Source organism: Archangium sp., from assembly GCF_057119385.1.
The window spans coordinates 16570-38794 of the sequence record NZ_DBNGVP010000135.1; the positions used below are offsets into that span (position 1 = coordinate 16570).

The 22225-nt window shown below is 71.1% G+C and carries 16 protein-coding genes, 3 tRNA genes and 1 riboswitch; of the genes, 17 read left to right on the plus strand and 2 right to left on the minus strand.

Annotation, left to right across the window (positions count from 1 at the left end):
* Positions 1 to 26: 26 nt before the first annotated feature.
* The 8 genes from AC16DP_RS32945 (at position 27) to AC16DP_RS32980 (ending at position 6272) form a co-directional block, all read left to right on the plus strand.
* Entirely contained in the window at positions 27 to 2021 is a 1995-nt protein-coding gene (locus AC16DP_RS32945) for a TonB-dependent receptor plug domain-containing protein (protein WP_329734352.1), read from the plus strand.
* Entirely contained in the window at positions 2018 to 3619 is a 1602-nt protein-coding gene (locus tag AC16DP_RS32950; protein WP_329734351.1) for an MXAN_6577-like cysteine-rich protein, read from the plus strand. Before AC16DP_RS32945 ends, AC16DP_RS32950 begins: the two co-directional genes overlap by 4 nt.
* 8 nt (positions 3620 to 3627) lie before the next feature.
* On the plus strand, positions 3628 to 4506 hold the full coding sequence (locus AC16DP_RS32955; protein ID WP_329734350.1) for an ABC transporter substrate-binding protein: 879 nt from the start codon (positions 3628 to 3630) through the stop codon (positions 4504 to 4506).
* 16 nt (positions 4507 to 4522) lie between these two features.
* On the plus strand, positions 4523 to 5587 hold the full coding sequence (locus tag AC16DP_RS32960; RefSeq protein ID WP_329734349.1) for a FecCD family ABC transporter permease: 1065 nt from the start codon (positions 4523 to 4525) through the stop codon (positions 5585 to 5587).
* A gap of 93 nt (positions 5588 to 5680) precedes the next feature.
* Positions 5681 to 5830 carry a hypothetical protein gene (locus tag AC16DP_RS32965; protein WP_329734348.1) on the plus strand — a complete coding sequence of 50 codons (150 nt, stop codon included), beginning with the start codon at positions 5681 to 5683 and terminating at the stop codon, positions 5828 to 5830.
* A gap of 96 nt (positions 5831 to 5926) precedes the next feature.
* Positions 5927 to 5998: transfer RNA gene (locus AC16DP_RS32970), tRNA-Glu, on the plus strand.
* Positions 5999 to 6095: 97 nt separating this feature from the next.
* Positions 6096 to 6169, plus strand: a tRNA-Gly gene (locus AC16DP_RS32975).
* A 28-nt stretch (positions 6170 to 6197) separates the two neighbouring features.
* Positions 6198 to 6272 (plus strand) — tRNA-Leu (locus AC16DP_RS32980).
* Between the two features lies 1 nt (position 6273).
* On the opposite strand, the gene AC16DP_RS32985 is transcribed toward AC16DP_RS32980, so the two are convergent.
* Positions 6274 to 8649 (minus strand): hypothetical protein, encoded by a 2376-nt coding sequence (locus tag AC16DP_RS32985; protein WP_329734347.1) that lies wholly within the window; start codon positions 8647 to 8649, stop codon positions 6274 to 6276.
* A 92-nt stretch (positions 8650 to 8741) separates the two neighbouring features.
* A riboswitch (cobalamin riboswitch) is annotated at positions 8742 to 8962 on the plus strand.
* Positions 8963 to 9102: 140 nt separating this feature from the next.
* On the opposite strand from AC16DP_RS32985, the gene AC16DP_RS32990 reads away from it, so the two are divergent.
* From AC16DP_RS32990 to AC16DP_RS33015, 6 genes are all read left to right on the plus strand, one after another.
* Entirely contained in the window at positions 9103 to 10395 is a 1293-nt protein-coding gene (locus tag AC16DP_RS32990; RefSeq protein WP_329734346.1) for a hypothetical protein, read from the plus strand.
* Positions 10396 to 10400: 5 nt separating this feature from the next.
* Positions 10401 to 11090, plus strand: a complete 690-nt coding sequence (locus AC16DP_RS32995; protein ID WP_329734345.1) for a cell surface protein — start codon at positions 10401 to 10403, stop codon at positions 11088 to 11090.
* Between the two features lie 32 nt (positions 11091 to 11122).
* Positions 11123 to 11596, plus strand: coding sequence for a QcrA and Rieske domain-containing protein (locus tag AC16DP_RS33000; RefSeq protein ID WP_329734344.1), 474 nt, complete (start codon positions 11123 to 11125; stop codon positions 11594 to 11596).
* A gap of 95 nt (positions 11597 to 11691) precedes the next feature.
* A complete protein-coding gene (locus AC16DP_RS33005; RefSeq protein ID WP_329734343.1) occupies positions 11692 to 13380 on the plus strand; it encodes an adenylate/guanylate cyclase domain-containing protein in 1689 nt (562 codons plus the stop codon).
* A gap of 105 nt (positions 13381 to 13485) precedes the next feature.
* Positions 13486 to 16323: a protein kinase domain-containing protein gene (locus AC16DP_RS33010; RefSeq protein ID WP_329734342.1), complete on the plus strand. Its 2838-nt coding sequence runs from the start codon at positions 13486 to 13488 to the stop codon at positions 16321 to 16323.
* 22 nt (positions 16324 to 16345) lie between these two features.
* Positions 16346 to 17140, plus strand: a complete 795-nt coding sequence (locus AC16DP_RS33015; RefSeq protein ID WP_329734341.1) for an ABC transporter ATP-binding protein — start codon at positions 16346 to 16348, stop codon at positions 17138 to 17140.
* Between the two features lie 4 nt (positions 17141 to 17144).
* Here the strand turns inward: AC16DP_RS33015 and AC16DP_RS33020 are convergent, their stop codons facing one another.
* Positions 17145 to 17534, minus strand: a complete 390-nt coding sequence (locus AC16DP_RS33020) for a hypothetical protein (protein WP_329734340.1) — start codon at positions 17532 to 17534, stop codon at positions 17145 to 17147.
* A gap of 205 nt (positions 17535 to 17739) precedes the next feature.
* Here AC16DP_RS33020 and AC16DP_RS33025 point away from each other — a divergent pair, with 205 nt between their 5' ends.
* The 3 genes from AC16DP_RS33025 (at position 17740) to AC16DP_RS33035 (ending at position 22196) form a co-directional block, all read left to right on the plus strand.
* The gene (locus tag AC16DP_RS33025) at positions 17740 to 19791 is read left to right on the plus strand and encodes a chloride channel protein (protein WP_329734339.1); all 2052 of its coding nucleotides are present in this window, start codon (positions 17740 to 17742) and stop codon (positions 19789 to 19791) included.
* A 63-nt stretch (positions 19792 to 19854) separates the two neighbouring features.
* Positions 19855 to 20091, plus strand: coding sequence for a hypothetical protein (locus tag AC16DP_RS33030; RefSeq protein ID WP_329734338.1), 237 nt, complete (start codon positions 19855 to 19857; stop codon positions 20089 to 20091).
* Between the two features lie 1226 nt (positions 20092 to 21317).
* Positions 21318 to 22196 (plus strand): hypothetical protein, encoded by an 879-nt coding sequence (locus AC16DP_RS33035; protein WP_329734337.1) that lies wholly within the window; start codon positions 21318 to 21320, stop codon positions 22194 to 22196.
* The last annotated feature ends 29 nt before the right edge of the window (positions 22197 to 22225 follow it).

Sequence of the window (22225 nt, forward strand, 5' to 3'; positions counted from 1 at the left end):
CGACGGAGAGAGCGGAAGGCGGGGACATGCGGCGGTCGCACCTCGCCGGGCGGTGGCTCTGCCTGGCGCTCATCACGAGTGGTACCGCGCTCGCGCAGCAGGCGCCGCCTCCCCAGGAGACTCCGGCCGCACCGGCCCCGGATGCGCCCGAGGGCGAGCCCTTCCGCGTGCCCACCGTGCAGGTGGTGGAGACGGCCGAGGCCCCCGCGCCCCCGGACTCCGCGTCGCGGAGGGATCCGAGCGGTGCCCTCACCGTCATCCGCGTGGACGAGTTCGGCGGCGCGGCCCGGGACACCGCGGCGATGCTGTCCACGGCGCCGGGCGTCACGCTGCAGGACGTGGGCGGCTACGGGCAGAGCAAGAGCCTCGTGGTGCGGGGCGCGTCCTCCAACGCGACGCTGGTGCTGCTCGATGGGATTCCCCTCAATGGGCCCGGTGGCATCGCGGACCTGTCGCGCGTGCCCGCGGCGATGGCCGAGCGCTTCGAGGTGCTGCGCGGTGGCGCGGGCGCACGCTACGGCTCGGGAGGACTGGGCGGTGTCGTCAACATCATCACCCGCCGTCCCGGCAAGGACGCGCGCGTGGCGGGTGAGCTCTCGTACGGGAGCTGGGACACGGCGCTCGGGTGGCTGTCGGCCTCGGGGCCGCTCGCGGGCGGCGAGGCGCTGGTGCTCGTCCACGGAGGCACCTCCAGCGGGCGCTTCCCGTACCTCTTTGATCCAAGCCCCACGCTGCCCGGTGATGCGCTCGTGGAGCAGCGGCGCACCAACAATGACGCGCATGGGGCAGGGGGCCTGCTGCGGTTGCGGCGCGAGCTGGGCGGGGGTTTCTCCGCGGACCTGTTGGGGGAGCTGTCCTTCGACGAGCGGGGCCTCGCGGGCACCGCGCAGAACCCGAGCACGGACGCGCGGCAGTCGGGAGGACGCGGCTCGGCGAGCCTGCGGGTGATGGGCTCGCTGCCGGGCGGCGTGCGGACGAACGCGCGCGCGTACTACCGCCGGGACCGGATCTCGCTGGCGGGAGGACTCTGGAGCCAGCCGGAGCCGCAGGTGCAGCAGTTGGGTGGGGTGGAGCTGGAGGGACAGGTGCGGCTGGGCGGGTGGCACGCGCTGTCCGCGCTGGTGAGCGTGGGCGGTGAGTCCGTGACCGCCGCGGACACGAACGAGGCCGCTGGGGGAGACCCGGCGTGGCTGCGCGCGAGCGTGATGGCCATGGACGAGGTGCTGCTGTGGGATGGGCAGCTCACCGTCGCGCCCTCGCTGCGCGTGGATCGCGCGGGCCCGTACACGCTGCTGTCTCCGAAGGTGGGCGTCACCGTGGAGCTGCCCGCGGACTTCGAGCTGCGCGCCAACGCCGGCCGGGCCCATCGCGCGCCCTCCTTCCTGGAGCTGTACGTGCGCCAGGGCACGCTGCTGCCCAACCCGGACCTGCGCCCCGAGAGCGCCCTGTACGCGGACGCGGCGGTGGTGCACCGCTCGGACGAGTCCTTCGCCTCGGTGGGCGGCTTCGCGAGCCTCTACGAGGACCTCATCTCCTACGAGGCCTATCCGCCCGGCGCGGCCCGGCCGTACAACTTCGCCAACGCGCGGGTGCTGGGGCTCGAGGCCGAGGGCGAGTGGCGTCCGCATCCGCTGCTCTCCGGTACCTTCAGCTACACGCTCACCGTGTCGAGCGACCTGCGGCGGGACGAGCGCTTCTACCTGCGCGAGCTGCCCTACCGGCCCCGGCACAAGCTGGCGGCGCGGGTGATGGGGGGACCCCGGTGGCTCACCGGGCGCGTGGAGGTGGTGGCGCAGTCGGCCCATGCCCTCACCCGGGATGGCTCGATGTCGCTGCCGGGGCGCGCCTTCGTGCATGCGGGAGTGTCCAGCACCCTCGGCTCGCGTCCGGAGCTCACGGTTTCGTGCGAGGTGAAGAACCTCTTCGACGCGCGTGCCGAGGACTTCGTTGGCTATCCGCTCCCCGGACGCGCTGTCTACCTGTCGGTGTCCGGGGCTTTCTCCGGGACGGAGATCCCATGATCAGGAACGACCCTCACCCCAGCCCTCTCCCAGGGGGAGAGGGGGCATACACGGCGCTGCTCCTGGTGACACTGTCCCTGTGTCTGATGGGGTGCCCGGACGAAGGGGCTCTGTGCCCCGAGGGACAGACCCGCTGCGGTGAGACGTGCGTGGACCTTTCCGGCACCGCGGCCCATTGTGGGGCCTGTGGCGTGGTCTGCTCCTCCACCGAGGTGTGTGTCGAGGGGGGCTGTCAGTGCCGCTCGGGCGCCACGTTGTGCGGAGGCGAGTGCGTCGTCACCACGTCGGACCCGGCCCACTGTGGCGGTTGCGCGGGCGAGGGCGGCACGGCCTGCGCTCCGGACCATGTGTGCGAGCAGGGGCAGTGCAAGGCCGCCTGCACCCTGGCGTCCTCGGAGCGCTGTGACCGCTCGTGCGTGGACCTGGACACGGATGCCTTCCACTGCGGCGCTTGCGGCACCGTGTGCGCGGACTCGCGGAGCTGCCGGGGCGGCACCTGCACCTATGACGTCATCGCCGCGTGCTTCAACACCGGGCAGGTGGTGGGCATCCAGGCCGGGCCGGACGTGAAGGGGCCCTCGGTGGCGGTGGGGACCAGTCCCCAGACCGTCGCGCGCATGCAGGACGTGCTGCTGGTGCTGGATGCGTCCATGCGGCTGCGTCAGGCCCGGCTCTCCGACTACGGCGAGCTGCCCGCCTGGAACGCCACCGGTCTGGTTCCCAACCACCTCCTCGTGCGCGAGCCCTACGTCTTCGTCCTCAACTCCACGAGCAACACGCTGCAGGTGCTCCGGCGCGGCCCTCGCTCCCCCGATGGCATCCCGCTCACCGACGTGGGCAGTGTGAACTTCGGCGCGAACACCAACCCGTATGGCTTCGTGCTGGAGGGCTCGGACGCGTACGTCACGCTGCTGGGCAACCTGCAGACGGACGCATCCGCGGGCGGCAAGGTGGTCCGGGTCTCGGTGGCGGATCCCACCGCGCCCACCATTACGGGCACCTTCCAATTGCCCACGGGCGAGGCCCTGAAGCCCTTCCCGGGCCGCACCACCGTGCCCACGCCCGCGGGCATCGCCGTGCACCAGGGCCGGGTGTATGCCGCGCTCGGCAACCTGGATCCCCGGGACTACTCCGTCGGAGGCCCCGGGTTTCTGGCCCGCATCGACCCCGGCAGCGGCGCGGTGGAGCTCGTCGAGCTCGGCACGGGCTGCCTCAACCCGTTCTGGCTCGCTCCCGTGGGCGAGCGGCTGCTCGTGAGCTGCGGCGGCGCGGCGACCTATGACCGCAACTTCAACCTCATCGACGTGCAGGGCACGGGCCTGGTGTTGCTCGGCACGGACGGCCGCGTGGTGGCCTCACTCGCGCTGCGGTGCCCGGAGGCGACGTCGTGCCCGCTGCCCTCCGCCGGCCGTTTCTCCGTGGTGGGCAGCCGCGCCTACGTGGGCGACAACAACGCGGGCCGCGTCTTCGTCGTCGAGGTGGTGGACGACTCGCTCGTGGAGCGGCGCGGGCTGGGCCCCGGTGCCGAGCCCCCCATCCTCGCCTGCCCGCGCAGCCGTGGGCCCTCCCTCGTCGGTGATGTCGTCGCGATTCCTTGAGCCTCCCCATGAAGACCCGACTCGCTCCCTTCGTCCTGCTCGCCGCGCTGTGCCTCGTCACCGCCGTGCACGCGGCTCCTCCCCAGGGAGGGCCCCGCTTCCTGGGCCCCAAGCCTCCCGAGAAGGTGAAGCGCGTGGTGACGCTCGTTCCCTCGCTCACGGAGACGGTGATTGCCCTGGGCGCCGGGAGCACGCTGGTGGGCGTCTCGAGCTTCGATGAGGCGAAGGAGGTGGCCGGCCTTCCCCGCGTGGGAGGGTTCGTGAACCCCTCCATCGAGCGGGTGGTGGGCCTCGAGCCGGACCTCGTGCTCGTCCAGCCGGGACCTGGCAATCAGCGCGCGGTGGAGACGATGGCCCGGGTGGGGGTGCCCATCCTGCTGCTGCCGCTCCATACCGTCGCGGACACCCTGGCGGCGATGCGTGCGGTGGGCAAGGCGCTGGGGAAGCAGAAGGAGGCCGAGGCTCTCGTCCAGGGCATCGAGTCCACCCGGGCCCGCATCCGTGAGCGGGCCAAGGGCTTCAAGGCGCCTCGCGTCCTGTTCGTCTACGGCTTCGAGCCGCTCGTCGTCGCCGGGCCGGGCTCCTTCGCGGACGAGCTGTTGCGCGATGCGGGAGCCATCAACGTCGCCGCCCATGCGGGCTCGGCGTACGCCACCTATTCGCTCGAGCATGCGGTGGGCTCGCGGCCGGACGTGGTGGTGGATGCCGCGGATGTGGACGTGGGCAAGGACAAGGTGGCCTCGCTCCCGTTGATCTCCCAGGCCCGGTGGGTCGAGGTACCGTCCATGGCGCTGCTACAGCCGGGGCCCTCGCTGGGGCGCGGGCTGGATGAGCTGTTCGAGCTGCTGCATCCAGCGGCGAAGCCGGATGCGGGCACCCCGCGCTGAGCGTGGAGGACGAGGCATGGGCCACCGTCACATCGCGAGAAAGGGGTTCACTCCCGCCCGGGTGCTCGGGCTGTGCGGTGCGTTCCTCGTCCTGCTGCTCGTCTCGTACATGCCGGCCGTCACCTACGGGGAATGGCCCGCGTCCCTCTTGAAGGCCTTCCTCCACCCCGGTTCCACGGACAGCCATGTCGTCTGGTCCGTCCGGCTGCCCCATGTGCTGCTGGCGTCCATCGTGGGGGCGGGGCTCGCCGCCTCCGGCTCCACGCTCCAGGGCGTGCTGCGCAATCCCCTGGCGGATCCCTTCATCCTCGGTGTCTCGGGAGGCGCGGCGCTCGGAGCCACCCTGGCCCTCGCCCTGGGTCTGGCTCACGTGGAGGAGGTGGCCCCGGGGCTCACGGGCGGACTGGCGCGCCTCTCCGCGCCCGCCCTGTTCGCCTTTCTCGGTGCCGTGGCGTCCATGGTCCTCGTGCTCGCCATCAGCCGTGGGCACGGGGGCCGTGCGCCCCATGCCGTGCTCCTCACGGGCGTCATCTTCAACACCTTCGCCGCCGCGGCCATCACCCTCATCAAGACCCTCGCCGGCCGTGACAGGCTGGATGCGATCCTCTCCTGGCTCGCCGGGGACCTCGGCACGGAGCAGCCCGGGACCATCGTCCTGTCCGCGCTGCTCCAGGCCGTGGCCATCGGGGTGATGATCGCGCTCTCGGGGCGGCTCAACCTGCTGACCCTGGGGGATGAGGACGCGGCCTCGCTCGGCGTGCCCGTGGCCCGGACGCGGCGGTGGTTGCTCCTCGCGGCGAGCGCCAGCGTGGCGGGGGTCGTGACGCTCGCGGGGCTCGTCGGCTTCGTGGGGCTCGTCGTGCCCCACCTGCTCCGGCTCATCCTCGGGCCCGACCAGCGCCTCCTCGTTCCGCTCTCGGCCATCGGGGGCGCGGTGTTCCTCACGCTCGCGGACCTGCTGGCGCGGCTGCTCTACCCCGTGTTCAACCAGGGCATTCCCGTGGGCGCCGTCACCGCGCTGCTCGGCGGACCGTTGTTCCTGGCGCTCCTGTACCGCAGCGGACGGCTCACCGCGGGCTGAGGGGCAGGCGGGCTCCGCCATGTCCCCGCGTGCATGGGCGTTGTCAGGAACGGATTTCCGCCGCGTCTTTTCTCGATGAAAGGAGCGGTGACCATGACGACGGTGACGACGAACAGCCCGATGAACCTCAAGCACCTCAACGACACTGACGCTGGCATCGACGCGCTGACGCGTCCCGGTCTGGATGCCGCCCTGGACCTCCCCGGCCTGGAGTTGGAGCGGGGTCTATCGCCCGGACTCTGAAGCTTCCGCGACCTCGTCCCAGACGAGGCGTGGGACTCGGAGGCCGGGCTCCCAGAAAGGGACCCGGCCTCTTGTCTTTCCGGGTCCCGTTCTCCTGCCCTGTTCGTCTATCGGCGAGGACACCGCGCTCTCAATGCGGAAAGACGGGTTCGACTCCCGTACGGGGTACACGCAACACAAGCTCTTGGATGCGATTGGATCGCAGCACGGCCGTCTACCGTGTGAACAGGGTTCGATTCCCTGCAGGAGCGCTCCAGCAACACACGCGGCCGTGGCCGAGAGGCACGAGGCCCCTGAGCGCCACTCAGGTGTACGCGGGTTCGAATCCCGCCGGCCGCTCTTCGCAGTCCCAGCAGTGGAAGCACATGCCGCGGTAGCCCAACCTGGTAGAGGCGCTGCATTCAGAACGCAGAGGTTGCGGGTTCGACTCCCGCCCGCGGTACTCAGAGATTCATGCCGATGTTTCCCAGCGAGATGCTGGGCCCGAAGATGAGCGCCCAGCGGCCCACTTCCTTGCCCGGTGTGCCATCCGTGGGCCTGGTGAAGTAGGCCTCGCGGAACTCGTAGGCTCCCCAGACGTGGATGCTCAAGGCGGCCTGTCCGCCCGCGGTGCCCCCACCCAGGGGAACGCGGATGCCCAGTCCCGCGACGGCGGCCAGCGTGGGGGGATAGTCGTTCAGCAGGCCTCCCGTCTGCACGAGCCCCACGCCCATCAACCCCAGCTCCAGTCCGAACAGCCCCTCCTTGCCCTGCTCATCCAACAACGTGAGCCGGGACAGCAGGCCGAAGTTCAGCGTGAGCTGCCCCGTCGGCTGATTCAGCCGGTAGAGGCCGCTGGGGATGGTGGCGGTGGCGTACAGGCGCAGCCGCGAGCCCTCGACGGTCGCCGACCACTGCACCGAGGGCAGGCTGGCCCGGGACGATGGAGCCGCCAGCAGGTAGCGCGACTCGTCCACCACGTGGCTGACGCGCACGACGATGCGATCGAACTGCTCCAGCACGTTCTTGAGCCAGAACGTCCGGGGCTCGCCGCCGGGCTGGAGCACCATGCGCTCGTTCACCCGCGCGGCTTCTCGCGAGGTGCCACCGGCGGTGGTGACGTCCACCTCGAGGATGATCTCCTGCAGGCCATCCTCGGGCCGCAGCCGCTCCCGGTGGATGATGATCCGGCAGCTGTCGCGCGCCTCGAAGGGGATGCGTGCCGGCTTGCCGGGCTGGATGCGCTGGGGGTTCCCCTCCTTGTCGGCGCACAGGAACTCGATGATCGGCTCCTCGGACTCGGCCGACGCGCCGAGCGGCGCGGGCACCGAGGCCTCCCGGAGCGCCCGCTGGGTCCGCTCGTACACGACGGCGAGGTCCACCGCGCGCAGGGCCTGTGGCAACCCCTCGAAGCGGTAGCCGAAGCGCAGCGGGACGAAGCCGCTGTTGTTCTCATCGCCGCGCACCCGGAAGCGTCCCTGCTCGGTCCGCACCGAGTAGGCCCCCTCGACGGGCAGCGGCACGAGCCTCGTGCGCTCCCCCGGAGACGCCACCGAGAGCTCCGCCTCCCGGTTGGTGGGGATGAAGTCGATCTTGCCGAAACCGGGAAGCTGGAGGCTCGCGCGAGGGTAGGGGGCCGTGACGGTGTCCGCCGCGGTGGTGGCGATCACGGTCGGGTCCACCTCGGAGCGGGTGGCCGTGAGGGTCAGCCGGTCCGCGCCCAGGCGTCCCACCCGCAGCAGCACGAAGGCCGCCTCTTCCTCCCGGACCACCTGGGCCACGTCGACGGGCTCGCCGTTGGCGCGCCAGTAGAAGGAGCGCGCCTCGGCCGCGCAGCGCGGGTCCACCCGCACCACCACCCGCATGTCCTCCGCGCTCCTCAGCGGCGGCCCCGACACGAGCTCCACCGGACAGTGCAGCAGCTGCAGCACCGCGGAGGCGGTGGTCTCGAGTGCTTCTCCTTTCGAGACGAACACCCGGGGCACCAGGCGCACCCGGAGGCCCAGACTCGAGACGAGGCCCGGTACGGCGCGCACGGAGATTCCGCCCTCGTTCAGCTCGCAGCGGGCGGGGCCACAGTCGACGGACGCGATGGCCTCGGGGTGCGGCAGCGCCAGACGCCCTTCTCCCGTGGAGAGATCCAGGGCGGGCACTCCCGGCAGCACCGAGGACAGGAGGACGCGGCTCGGGCTCAACTGCAGCTCCGAGGACTCGAGCCGCCGGCCCGAGGCGTTGAACGTGAGGACGCCCTCTCCGAAGCGCGCCCCCGCTGGCAGCAGGAAGAGCGGCACGTTCGCCGGCACACCACGGCGCACCGGCAACACGCACGGTTGCGGAGTCTCCGAGGGCCCGGTGTCGAGACAGGCCTCGTGCTCCATCCGCTCGTCGCGATTGGGGCCCGGCCAGAACACCTGCGCTCCCGCCAGTCCCCGCCCGCGCAGCTCGAGCCGCCCCTCGTCCGCGGCCAGCAGCACGCTCGCCGGCTCGACCTCGGGGAAGGCGCCTGTCGCCACGAGCGTGAGTGTCTCCTGCGGGCCCGTGCAGCCGCTCGCGGCGGGTGCCACCTGGAGCGTCACCGGCTGGCCCACGCGTCCACTGCCAGCCCGGGGCGGGCGGACGGAGCGTGAATCCTCGCCCACCGTCCAGCCCTCCGACGCCGGGCCGCAGACGACCCGGTTGGGAAGGAGCAGGAGCTGGCCTCCGATGGGCGCCTGCACGACGGTGGTCTGCGCGACGGGGGCCTGCGCCCGGACCTCGTCACCGAGGAGCGACCACGTGACGAGCAGGGTAATCCACGTTGGAGAAGCACGAAGGACGAAGAGCGGCGGACGCTGCGGCAAGGGACCTCCCTGCGCGAGCGGTATTGGGGGCAGGCGGTTTTGTCAATCGCGCCCGCGGTACTCGCAGTTGACAAGGGATGCCCCGCCGCCATATCCCGCCCACCGTCTTCGGTTCCTCCACCTGCCGGTGGGGACTCGAGGGAATCCGGTGCGAGTCCGGGACTGCCCCGCAGCGGTGAACGGGAACGAAAACCGTCAGGATGCACTGGTCCTCTCCCGAGGGCTGGGAAGCGACGGCCAGTAGGCGAGGTGTCCTCCGCGCGAGGCCACACTGCCCGTAAGTCCGAAAACCTGCCGAGGACCCGTGCCGGTGGCACGGACAACACCGAGGCCTCCGAGGGGAGGCAGCGGGTGCGCCGCCGTGTGCGTCCTCGTCAGGCCGTGTCCGGTCCGCATCCCGCTTCCGCTCCTCGCGCAGGCATTCCGCCCGAGGGGGCGAGGAGCAGGACGCGAATGAAGACGGGAACGATGGGCTCGGGGCGGTTCGGCCGCTTCGTGGTGGTGATGGGTGCGTTGTCGCTGGGGTTGCTGGTCACGGGCTGCGAAGAGGAGTGCGTCGACCAGACCGACTGCGCGAACAAGCAGGGCGCTCCCGCCGAGGGCAAGCGCTACGAGTGCGTGGACAACCGCTGCGTGCAGCGGGACATCGCCGACGCGGGCACCGATGCCGGCAATGATGCCGGGACGGACGCGGGCACCGACGCGGGTACGGATGCTGGCACGGATGCCGGCACCGACGCGGGCGTCACGTGCGCGGACCTGCCGCATGACGCGAAGCTCGGCACGCTGCAACTCCAGACGGGCTTCGTCGCCGCCGAGTCCGTGACGCTCCCCGATGGCATCGGCGCGGTGACGGCCGTGCGCAGTGGCAGCGACTTCAAGCTGTACGGCTTCAATGGCGCCGACGACAGCCTCTACGCGCTCGGTACCTGGCCGGCCATCGCCTCCAGCACGACGCCCCTCCAGGCCATCATCCCCGAGGCGGACATGGGCGCGTTCCCGAGCGGGTTCCTCGCCAACGACGGCACCCGGCTGCTGACCGGCTACACCAAGGGCGAGGCCGGCTTCCCCGGCAAGGTTCTCCTCTACGACACGGTCACTCCGGCCGACACCCGCTACGTCTCCGCCGCCGGCAACTTCTCCGCCGCGGCCGTCCCCGGCGCCTTCCTCATCAACGGCGTGGGCATCGAGGGCGTGACCGGGAGTGACACCGCCATCTACGCGTTGCGGACGGACACCAGGCCCTTCCAGGGCTCGAAGCTGGCGACCTTCCCGGTCTCGGGTGCCTTCAGCGGCTACTCGGCCGTCACGAGCGACAACGTGGCCGTGCTCGGATACGCGACCTCCGATACCTCGACCCCGGATCCGTGGGACACCCTCAACTACCTGACCGCCGTGGCTCCCGCGGTCTACTCGCCGGCCATCACGGGCGGGACGGCCTTCTCGCTCACCAACCCCAACGCGATCGAGATCTACGGGAAGAACGATCTCCAGGGCGTCGCGGGCTTCGGCAAGGGCGTGGCCCTGCACCGCGGTACCTTCACGGCCACGAAGGAGGTCTCGCGCATCGAGCTCACGCTGGGTGGCATCACCCCCAGCACCGTGACCGCGGGTGACCTCACGCCGGTGCTCACCACCAGCAACACCTGCACCAACGTGGTGGTGATGGCTCCCATGGGTGAGGATCTGCTCGTCGGCGTGAAGGACAAGAGCGGCCGCCGGCTCGTCCGTCTGCAGCAGCGCTGAGCGCCATGAGGATGCACGGCACCCTGGCGCGCTGGCGCGCCTGTCTCGTCATGTGCCTGCTCGCCGCGGGCTGCGGGGCTCCCTCCGAGGAGGAGAAGGAGGACCCCGTGGCCCCGGTGGCCTGCGCGAGTGAGAACAACCCGTTCGCCGACAAGGTGGTCTCCTTCACGCCCGGCGACTCCGCCGGCTTCGGCCAGGACGGCTACCCCACCATCGTGCTCGGACCGCCCCGCGGCGGCGGTTCCGGCATGGGCTCGCTGGACGTGCTCTCGCTCGGCGAGCGGGGGGAGATCGTCCTCGAGCTCACCGACCTCGGCGTGGTGGACGGTCCCGGCGTGGACCTGCTCGTCTTCGAGAACCCCTTCGGCGGCTACGCGGAGACGGCCTTCGTGGCGGTGAGCGAGGACGGCCAGACGTGGCGGGAGTTCTCCTGTGACCCCGCGGATGCGGCCCACGGCTACCCCGGCTGCGCGGGCGTGAAGCACGTGTTCTCCACGCCGGACAACGGCATCAGCCCCACGGACCCGTCCGTGGCGGGGGGCGACGGCTTCGACCTGTCCACGCTCGGTGTGGCCCGGGCCCGCTTCATCCGCATCCGGGACAGCGGGCTGAATGGCTACGGCTTCACCTCCGGCGGTTTCGACCTGGACGCCGTCGCGGTGGTGAACGGCTCTCCCCTCTGCGAGTGGAAGTGATGCCCACGCCCCCGCCTCCCGAGACCCCCGGAATGGACCGGCGCACCGTGCTCGGCTCGCTGCTGCACGGCACCTGTGCCCTCGCCGCGCTCTGTACCGGCTGTGGTCCCGAGTGGCGGGAGGCCACCGTGCTCTCGTTCTCCGACGCCGAGGACTGCGGCGTCACCCCCGGCCGTCCCGAGGAGGGCTGGGTGGAGGTGAAGCTCACCGAGTACCCGGCGCTGAGGAAGCTGGGGGGCTCGGCGGTGGTGCGCGTCCCCGAGGCCCTGCTCGACGTGGTGGTCATCCACACCGCGTCGGGCTGCTTCTCCGCCGTCTGGCACATCTGCACCCATGGTGACTGCCACGTCACCCACGTGCCCGGGCAGGCTCTCCTGGAGTGCCCCTGCCACGGCTCGCGCTTCGGCGAGGATGGCCGGGTCCTGCTCGGTCCCGCCACCCGTCCCTTGCAGAGCTTCCGGGTGGCGCGGGTGGATGACTCGGTGTGGATCCACCGGCCCCGCTGACGGCGTGACCCCACCCTGGGGCGGATTTGACTCCGGGTATCAATCGCCGCCTCCAGGCGAATGGATCGGCCGGGTCGTGTAATCTCCCCGCCGCGATGTGGCAGATCATCATCAACGGCCCGGGTTACTTCGACACTGCCTACGAGCTTCCCGAGGGCGTCACGCACCTCGGCCGCGCGGATGAGAACGACATCGTCCTCGGCGGTGATCTCGTCTCGCGCCGGCATGCCCGGCTCGTGGCCGATGGGGACAGCCTGCGCATCGAGGATCTCGGCAGCCGCAACGGCAGCCGCGTCAATGGTACGCCCCTGCAGGGCAGCATCGACCTGCACCCCGGCGACACCATCTCCCTGGGGGAGAACACACTCTCGGTGCGGCAGCCCAACCAGGTGGAGAACGCCGCCACCGAGATGGTGGACCTGGGCGCCGGTGGGGTGCGCCGCTTCGGCCACGGCGAGGACGTGGGGCCCTCCGTCATCCTCGCCAAGAACATCAAGAACGTGGACCTGCTGCGGGCGCTCGACAACTTCTCCAGCCCCTTCGACGGCGCTCCCGCCACCGCCGCCCCCATCGCGCCCGTGGCTCCCCAGGCTCCCCGCGGCGCCTACGAGACGCTCCTCCTCCTCTTCCACACCGCCGAGGCGCTCGCCACCTCCGCCACCCTGACGGCCTTCCTCGAGGCCACCATGGACCGGGTGCTCGAGCGCATCGACGCCACCACCGCCGTGGTGCTGTTGCGCCACCCCACCGGCGTCTTCGTGCCCGCCGCCGTGCGCCACCGCGGCAAGCTCGCCAAGGGCGAGGTGCCCGTCTCCGATGGCATCATCGAGCAGGCCCTCGGCGAGGGCCGCGCGCTCGTGGTGGGTGACGTGCGCGACGACCGCCGCTTCGCCGGCCGCGAGAGCGTCATCCTCTATGGCGTGGACCGGGTGCTCTGCATCCCCATCGGGCTCGAGCCCCCCTTCTCCGGCGTCCTCTACGTCAACACCTCCGCGAAGAACGACACCGAGCTGGAGATCATGCTCGACACCTGCACCGCCGTGGCGCACCTGGTGGCCTCCGGCGTGCAGAAGTTCTCCGCCGCCTCGGGCAGCGGCGCGCCTCCGCTGCGCCACCACCTGGAGCGCTTCCTCGGGCCCGAGGTGGCCGAGCGGCGCGCGGCCGAGGCCCAGCGCACCGGCGGCAAGCTGCCCGGGTTGGAGGAGCGCAACCTCACCATCGTCCACGCCGAGCTCGTCGGCTTCGGCGCGCTGAGCACGAAGCTCGGCGCCGCGCGCGCCAACGAGCTGCTCAACGACTTCCACGCGCGTCTGGGCGGGCTCGTCTTCAGCTTCGAGGGCGTCCTGGAGACCTTCTTCGGCGAGTCGCTGCGCGCCCATTTCGGCACTTCCGCCTCCAAGCCGGACGATGCCGTGCGCGCCGTGCGGGCCGCGCTCGCCCTGCGCGAGGATTGGGATCGCCACATGGCCCGCCGCCCCGTGGAGGAGCGCTGCGAGCTGCGCATCGGCATCAACACCGCCCGCGTCCTGGCCGGCTTCGTGGGCCCCGAGTCCCGCCCCTCCTTCTCCGCCGTGGGCGAGGGCGTCAACATCGCCTCGTGGCTCGCCGCCACCGGCATGCCCGGCCAGGTGCTCATCACCGGCAAGACGCTCGCGGTGATCGGCGCCCGCTTCGACGTCGTCCCCCTCGGCGAGCGCCTCATCCGCGCCCCTCGCGACAAGGTCGCCGCCTTCGAGGTCATGGACGAGGACATCCCCCAGCTCACCCATCCCGGTGTGCGCTGAGGTGGGATGCTGTGCTGAAAAAGGTGGGGCGGAGGCTCGCACTCGGCCCCGGAACAATGCGAGCATGGGCGCCCCCCTCGCGAGCATGAGCGCCCAGCGTCCGGCATGAATCCGTCGTCCTCGACCGCTCGACTGCGTCCGTTCCGGCCCGTGCCGTTCGGCCGCTACACGCTGCTGTCCCAGCTCGCCACCGGCGGCATGGGCGAAATCTTCCTCGCACGGCTGGAGGGCGCGCAGGGCTTCGAGAAGCTGTGCGTCATCAAGAAGATATTGCCGCAGCTGGCGGCGGATCCGGAGTTCGTCGAGCGCTTCGTGGGCGAGGCGCGCACGCTGGTGAAGCTGTCGCACGGCTCCATCGCGCAGGTGCTGGACATGGGGCTGCACGAGGGCGATGCGTACATGGCCCTCGAGTACGTGGACGGCAAGGACCTGCGCAAGGTGGCGGCGCGGGCGCGGGACAGGCAGAAGCCGCTGCCGCTCACCTTCGTGCTGTTCGTGATGGGCCGGGTGCTGGACGCGCTCGCCTACGCGCACCGCAAGAAGGGCGATGACGAGGGCGAGCTGAACCTCGTGCACCGGGACATCTCGCCGCAGAACATCCTCATCTCCTACGAGGGGGAGGTGAAGGTCATCGACTTCGGCCTGGCCAAGAGCCGGCTGAGCGCGGCGAAGACGAACCCGAGCATCATCCTCGGCAAGTTCCTCTACATGTCGCCGGAGCAGGCGCGGCACCAGCCGGTGGATCGCCGCAGCGACCTGTACGCGGTGGGCCTGTGTCTGTACGAGCTCATCTCCGGGAGGAACCCCTTCGATCTGCTGCCCCCGGGCGAGCTGATGTCGGCGGTGGCCCAGCCCACCGTGCAGCCGCTGGGCGAGGTGGTGCCGTCCGCGCCGCCCGCGGTGACGCAGCTGGTGATGAAGGCGCTGGCGGTGGACCCCGCGCAGCGCTTCCAGACGGCGGAGGAGCTGCGCGGCAAGCTGAACGCGTGCCTGCTGGAGTTGGATCCCTCCTCGGGCCCGGAGCGCGTCAGCCGGTACATGCACGAGCTGTTCGGCCCGGAGTACCAGGGGGAGCGGCGGTTGCTGGCGAGCCTCCGGGAAGCGGCGCGTCCGCCCGAGCCGGAGTCCGGGGGCGCGCCGGAGGGCTCCTTCGAGCCGCTCTCCTTCCGGCCCACGCCGCGCACGCGCGAGGGGGCTCCCGTGCGCGATGACGGCGAGACGCGCCCGGCCGTGCCCTCCTCGTCCCTGGACGAGCCCACCCGGCCCGCCGTCGCCGTGGAGGCCATCGAGGAGTCGCGCAAGGAGCGGCTGTCACCACCGGGAGGCTCGCCCACGGTGGACATCTCGGGACTCACGGCCCCGGTCGCGCCCCGGAGTCCCGCGCCCGCTCCGGTTCCTTCCCGTGCTCCCGCGGCCTCTCCGGCACTGTCCCCGGAGCCGGGCTCGGGTGCGCTCCGGGCCGCGGGCGCGTCTTCCCGTCCCGCCCCGCAGCCGGCGGCGATGCCGTCCGCGCCGCGTGTTCCGCTCACTCCGGCCCTGCCGGTCTCCGGCTCCATGGCCCCGACGCGCGAGCTGGTGGTGTCCTCCGGGCCGGGCTCGGCACCGGGCGCGCCGCACGCCGTGCCCATGGCGGAGCAGATGCCTCCGGAGCCTCTCGGGCCGGTGCCCATCGAGGACACGCCCATGTGGTCCGAGCCGCTCCGCTCGGACGAGGACCTGAGCGCCATCGAGCCGTCGCGGGACTCCCGCCCGGCACCTCCCTTGCCCTACGAGTCGGGCGAGCAGGGGGAGGGCGCGTGGGAGTCCCAGCCCGGGTGGGAAGTCTCCGGGCAGGAACCGGACGCGTCCTCCCAGCAGGACGAGGAGGGCGTGTCCGCCTCCGGGAGCGAAGTGGCGCTCGGGAACGAGGAGGACATCGGCCTGGCGGACACGAATCCGCGCATGCAGGTGCCCTCGGGTCACGAGGACACCCAGCCGCGCGTGGTCCTCCAGGACGTGTATCGCCAGGACACGCAGCCGCGCGTGGTGCTCGATGAGTCGCTGACCCGCGACTCGGACGAGGAGCTGTCTCAAGGAGGCAGGACGAAGCGGCCCCGCCGCCGCGTGACGTCGACGGGCATTCCCGTGGCGTCCCCGCGCTCGACGGCCTCCGCTCCGCGGCTGTCGGCCGCCACCGTCCGGAGCCACGAGGAGCGCGAGGCCCCGAAAAGCCGGTACGCGGAGGAAGCGGAGCCGCCGGTCCGGCCGGAGAGCACCCGCCTCACGTCCGTGCCGGCACGGCCCTTCCCGTGGGGATGGGCCGCCGTGGTGGTCCTCCTGCTGCTGGTGGGCGGTGGCCTGAGCGCCGCCGTCTTCCTGGATGCGCCTCACCAGGAGGCGCCAACGGAGCCGCCGCCCGCGCGTCCGATCCTCCAGGGCAAGAAGGCGGCCCAGGCTCCGGCTCCCGCCGCTGGGGAGTCTCCCGCCGCTGGTGAGCCCCCCACCGCCGCCGAGTCCGCGCAGACGGCATCCGCGAACACGGAGAACCCCGGCACGGTGGCGCCCGCTCCCGTCCCGGGCGCTGCTCCTGCTGCCGCGCCTGGCGCGGCTCCCACCGGCGACACGGCTTCTCCCGAGGGCGAGCTGTCCGCGGATCAGTCCCTGCTCGCCCCGCTCGCGGCTCCGTCCAACGCCACGGCCTCCGCCGCGAGCAAGCGCCAGGTCCAGCGCAAGCGCACGTCCTCGCGCACCCAGTCGATGCTGCAGAAGGAGTGGGTCCGCACGCGCACGGCCTACAAGGCGCTCACACGCATCTACGCGTGCGAGAGCCTCGATCTGCTGTGCAGCCGCTACGAGGACCTCGAGTCCGAGGTGATGGACATGGGAGACGTCGAGAGCCCCGAGCTGCTCGGCAAGGTGCGGGCGCTGCAGCGGGAAATCCAGAGAAGGAAGAAGGGCTCCTGAGGCGGGGCCCCCGCGACGCGCCGTGGACACGCTCCTCGACATCCAGGGACTGAGCGCCGGTTACGGGCCGGCTCCGGTGCTGCGCGACGTGGACTGCGTGGTGCGGGCCGGAGAGCTGTGGGTGGTGCTCGGCCCCAATGGCACCGGCAAGAGCACGCTGCTGAAGAGCGTGCTGGGGGCCATGCCGTGGACGCGGGGCCGCATCCGCCTGTTGGAGCGCGAGCGGAGCGAGTGGGACGCGCGGGCGCTCGCCCGGAACGTGGCGTGGGTGCCGCAGAGCTTCGAGCCCGCCGAGGGCTTCAGCGGGTTGGAGCTGGTGTTGATGGGCCGCAGTCCGCACCTGGGCCTGTGGGGCCTCACCTCGGCGAGCGACGAGGCGGTGGCGCGCGCGGTGTTGGAGGAGCTCGGGGTGGCGTACCTGGCGGAGCGCTCCTGCGAGGCGATGTCGGGAGGCGAGCGCCGGATGCTGTTGCTGGCGCGCGGGTTGGTGCAGCAACCGAGGCTGCTGTTGCTGGACGAGCCCACGGCGTTCCTGGACGTGGCGCACCAGGTGGGCGCGTTGGAGCGGGTGCGCGCGCGGGTGGACGCGGGCCTGGGCGCGGTGGCGGTGCTCCACGACGTCAACCTGGCGGCGGCCTTCGCCACGCACGTGTTGCTGCTGCGCGACGGGCACGTGCTGGCCCGGGGGCCCGCGCCGGAGGTGCTCCAGCGCGAGCGGCTCGAGGCCCTCTATGGTGTGCCCATGGAGATGGCGAGCGCGCCCTCGGGAGCGCGCCTGTTCGCCCCGCGTGCGCGGTGGACGGCCGAGGGGCGTTAGCGCCTCATTCCGTCTTGAGCTGTTCCTCGGCCTGCTTCCGGGCGTTGTCCGGGCCACCGCCCACGCCGAAGGGGGCGGGCCGGCGCTCACGGGGAACGGTCTGCGGCCCGCCGAACAGGTAGGGCCCCTGGTCCTCGCGGTCCATGCTGGCCGGGTGATCCCTCCAGTTCTCGGGCATGGCGACGCCCCGTTCGCCGGTGCTTCCCGCGCCGCCCGCTCCACCCGTGCCGCCCGAGCTCTCCGCCTCCGAGGCCGAGGGGCTCTTGTTCTTCTGGTTGATGGGCTCGTAGGGCTTGCTCGCCTGCTGCGCGTTCTCCTCCTGACGGGAGACGCAACCGGTGGCGAGCGCCCCTCCCAGCCCCAGAACGATCGTCCATCCCATCCAGCGCTTCATCGTCGCCCTCCTGACGGACCTGCGTGTCCTGTTGTGACTCGAAGGTAGGGACGGAGCGGGGAGCGAGCACACCGGGGAGGAGGGCCCGCCCGCCTGCCCGTTCTGTCTGAAGTCGGAGACTCCACACCGGGATGCCGGAACAGGTGTCGGGGGTGGAGGGGCGTGCGACGCTGAGCGCGTTGACTCCAAGGTGGGCGTCGCGGAGATGGACTCTTCTACGCAATCGGGCAGGACGGTGCGCGGCGGGGTGGAGCGCCAGCTGTTGAAGCTGTTGGCGGCCACCAACCGCCTCCGCTTGCCAGGGCCCTCGGTGTTGCCCGTGGCGGGCGCGGTGGTGGGCCTCTACAGCGGGCTGGCTGCGGGCCTGTTCGCCAACCTCATCGCGCTCGTCAGCGGGCTGGCCCTGGGCTTCCCCCGGGTGCTGAACGCGTTCCTGCCGGAGTCCGGCACGAACGAGGCGCTGACCCGGGCCTTCTCCGAGGCGCGCTGGCATTTCGAGTACCTCATCGCCGGCGTGCCGCTGGGGATGGGCGCGCTGGTGCTCGCGCGGTTCATCCTGCCCGGGGGGCCCCGGGACGAGGTGAAGCGGCGGCTGCAGGTGCTGGGGTTGCTGGTGTTGGGGGCGCTGTCGCTCTACTACCCGCTGGTGGCGCTGGCGGCGGTGAACTCGGTGCTGGGCCACATGCACGACATGGGACGGAGCATCCAGCAGTTGCGGCCCTGGCTGGTGCCACTGCTGCCCATGGTGGGCGGACTGGTGGTGGGGCACGTGCTGCGCAACCGGCCCGAGACCCATGGCCACGGCGTGCCCGAGGTGGTGAGGGCGGTGGAGCGCGAGGGCTGGCTGTCCGGGAGGGATGGAGTGCTGAAGCTGGTGGCGAGCGCCATCACCATCGGCACGGGAGGCTCGGCGGGGCGCGAGGGGCCCATCGTATTCGGAGGCGCGGCGTTCGGATCGGCGGTGGGGCGCACGCTGGGCTTCACCCGGCGCGAGCTGGCCATCCTCCTGGCGAGCGGCGCGGGCGCGGGCATTGCCGCCTCCTTCAACGCGCCCATCGCTGGCGCCATCTTCGCGATGGAGATCATCCTGCGCGAGTTCCAGCTGCGCGTCTTCTCTCCCATCATCCTCGCCAGCGTCACGGCCACCATGGTGGGCCGGGGCGTCATGGGCAACGCGGCGATGATTCAGCGCGTGGGCTACAGCATGGTGAGTGGCTGGGAGATCGTCTTCTACGCGGTGTTGGGATTGGTGACGGGGCTGCTGGCGTATGCCTTCATCCGGCTGCTGCACGGGGTGGAGGACTTCTTCCAGGGGAGGAAGCGGGGACGGCTGAGTGCCTTGCTGGGACGGCAGCCGCTGCCGCTGAGGGCGGGACTGGGAGGACTGCTGGTGGGGTGCCTGGCGCTGGTGCACCCGGTGGTGTGGGGCACGGGGCACGAGTCCATCAACGAGGCGGCGCTGCGGTCGCTGCCGCTGGTGATGCTGGCCTCGGGCTTCGCGCTCAAGCTGGTGGCCACGGCGTTGACGTTGGGCTCGGGAGGCTCGGGAGGGACGTTCTTCCCCATGACGGTGATGGGGGCGCTGGCGGGAGGCGCGTTCGGGGAGGTGCTGCACGCGGCCATGCCGGGCATCACCGCGCCGAGCGGGGCCTACGCGATGGTGGGCATGGGCGGTGCGGTGGCGGCGCTCACGCGCGGGCCGCTCACGGGGTTGATGATGGTGTACGAGCTGAGCGGCAACTACTCCATCATCCTGCCGCTGATGGTGACGTGCACATTGGCCTCGGCGCTGTGCCACACGCTGGTGGAGCGGAAGGCGGGAGTGGATCCGCACACGCTGCGGCGCGCGCCGGTGAGGGAGTGGGTGGTGTGGATGGAGCCGGTGGGGCCGGAGCTGCCGGCCTCGGCGTTGCGCGAGCGGCTGCTCACGGCGCCGGTGGCGGCCCTGCCGGTGAAGGACGAGGGCGGGCGGTTGGTGGGCGTGGTGACGGCGAGCACGCTGGGCGAGCGCTGGAGGCAGGTGGGGGACGGGTCCACGGTGGTGGCGCTGGCGGACCAGGCGCCCGCGGTGTCAGTGGATACGACGGTGGGCGAGGCGCTCGCGGCCATGGACATCCAGCTCGTGGACGCTCTGCCGGTGCAGGGGGATGGGCAGGTGGGGGTGGTGACGCGCGTGGGGCTCGAGCGTTTCCTGCGGCGGGAGCAGCGCAAGCTGCACGTGGAGCCCGCGGTCTCCGCGACGGAGATTCCGCGTTAGGGGTGGAGCGAAAGGCTATGCTGCCAGCGCGTGGGACCGATGCCTCTTCCATGGGAAGGACACATGCGCTGGCGACAGGTGTTCGCGTTCACGGTGGTGATGGCGGTGGGGACGGGGTGCCCGGAGACCTGGCGGGAAGGCGGCACCATCGACCGGGCGATGGCGAAGGACCTCGAGGAGGAGTTGCACCAGCATGACTGCCCCTTGAGCAAGGAGGAGTGGGTGCGCAAGTGCCGAGAGCCCGTTGAGTGGGAGCAGCAACGGTGCCCCCATGCATGTCAGTTCAGGGCCGAGCCGTGATGCGTTGGCGTGCGCTCCTGGCACCGCTGCTGGGCCTCATCCTGCTTCTGCCGCTGGCCTGGGCCCTCCATACGGCCATGCTGAGAGGATTGCGTCCGGCACCCGAAGCAAAGGCCGTCCCGATGCTCTCTCCAGGAGAGCGCCAGAGCCTGCTGAGCTACGAGCGTCCCTGCAAGGGCCGCAAGGATTGTGAGCCACCGCTCGCCTGCTTCTTCAACCCACGCTCGATGTGGATGTACTGCACCGATAGCCGGTGCATGACGGACCAGCATTGCACGGAGGACATGGTGTGCCGCACGGTGGAGACGGTGAAGGGCGGACCCCGACTTCGTCAGTGCACGCTGGTGGGGGTGCGCAAGGAGGGCGAGCCCTGCGCGGACATGATGACTTCGCGCGAAGCGGCATGTGAACGGGGGCTCTTGTGTCAGGCGGACCACTGCGGACGGCCGTGCCGGGTGGAAGAGCCCGGGAGCTGTCCGGTGGGCTTCTTCTGTCGCGATGGCCTCGATGGTCCTTCTTGTCTACCCACGTGTGAGGGCCGCGCGTGTCCCGAGGGGCAGGACTGCGTCCGATTCGATGAGGGCGTATCGGTGTGTGCGCAGGTGCATGGGCAGAGCTGCCAGCGGACGCCCTGTCCTGAAGGTCAGGAGTGTTTCGTCCAGAGCTCCTTCGACCACCCGCGCGAAGCCTGGGGCACGTGTCTCATCCCGTGTGTTGAGGAGGACACGGCTTCCTGCCCCGAGGGCTTCGTCTGCCAGATGAGTTACTGCAGGAAGTCCTGTGACCCGGCCGTTCCCGATGCCTGCGGACCCCATTACAAGTGTCACCGCTACTCCGAGAAAGAGCCCTGGACGTGCGAGCCGGACCTGTGAGCAGACCGGGCCACGGAGTCCTGGCGCCGGAGCTTCCTCGTCGTGAGGTGGGGATGGGCGGGGTATATGATGCCGGGACACACCAGGGTGTTGCCTCTTCGAGGAGAAGGACACATGCGCTGGCGACGGGTGTTCGCGTTCACGGTGGTGATGGCTGTGGGGACGGCGTGCCCGGAGACCTGGCGGGAAGGGCGGCACCATCGATCGGGCGATGGCGAAGGACCTCGCGGAGGAGATGCACCGGCACGACTGCCCCTTGAGCGAGGAGGAGTGGTTGGAGAAATGTGAAGTTCCCCCTGAGTTGTGGGAGAGCAAAGGGTGCCCTCATGAGTGTCAGTCCAGGACCAACCCGTGATGCGTTGGCGCCCCCTCATGGCCTCACTGCTGGGCCTTCTCCTGCTCCTACCGCTGGCCTGGGCCCTCCATACGGCCATGCTGGGAGGTCTGCGGCCGGTTCCTGCGGCGACGCTCGTTCCCATGCTCTCGCCCGGAGAGCGCCAGAGCCTGATGTCCTATGAGCGCCCCTGCTCGGGCCGCAAGGATTGCGACCCACCGCTGGCCTGTTTTTTCAATGCGCGCTCGAAATGGAGGTACTGCACCGACAGCCGGTGCATGACGGACCAGCAATGTGCGGAGGACATGGTGTGCCGCACGTTGGAGACGGTGAAGGGGGGGCCCCGGCTCCGCCAGTGCACACTGGTGGGGGTGCGCAAGGAGGGCGAGCCCTGCTCGGACATGTCGTCCCTGCGTGAAGCGGCCTGTGAACGGGGCCTGCTGTGCCAGGAGCGCCGGTGCGGTCGGCCGTGCCGGGTGGAAGCGCCCGGGAGTTGCCCCGAGGGTTTCTTCTGCCGCGAGGGCCTCGATGGTCCTTCCTGCCTGCCCACGTGTGAGGGCCGATCGTGTCCCGAAGGACAGGTCTGCATCCAGCCCAACATGGAGAAGGGCGTGTCGGTGTGTGCGCAGGTGCATGGCCACAACTGCCAGGAGACGCCTTGTCCCGAGGAGCAGAAGTGCTCCATGTGGAACACCTTCAGCCACCCGCACGAAGCCTGGGGGACGTGCATCCTCTCCTGTGACGAGGCGAACCCCGCGTCTTGTCCCGAGGGCTTCGTCTGCAGCATCGGGGCATGCAGGAAATCCTGTGACCCGGCCGTCCCTAACGCCTGCGGCTCTCATTACAAGTGTCACCGCTACTCCGAGAAATACCCCTGGACGTGCGAGCCGGACATGTGAGTCCCGCGGTGACACCCGAGCCCGGCGCC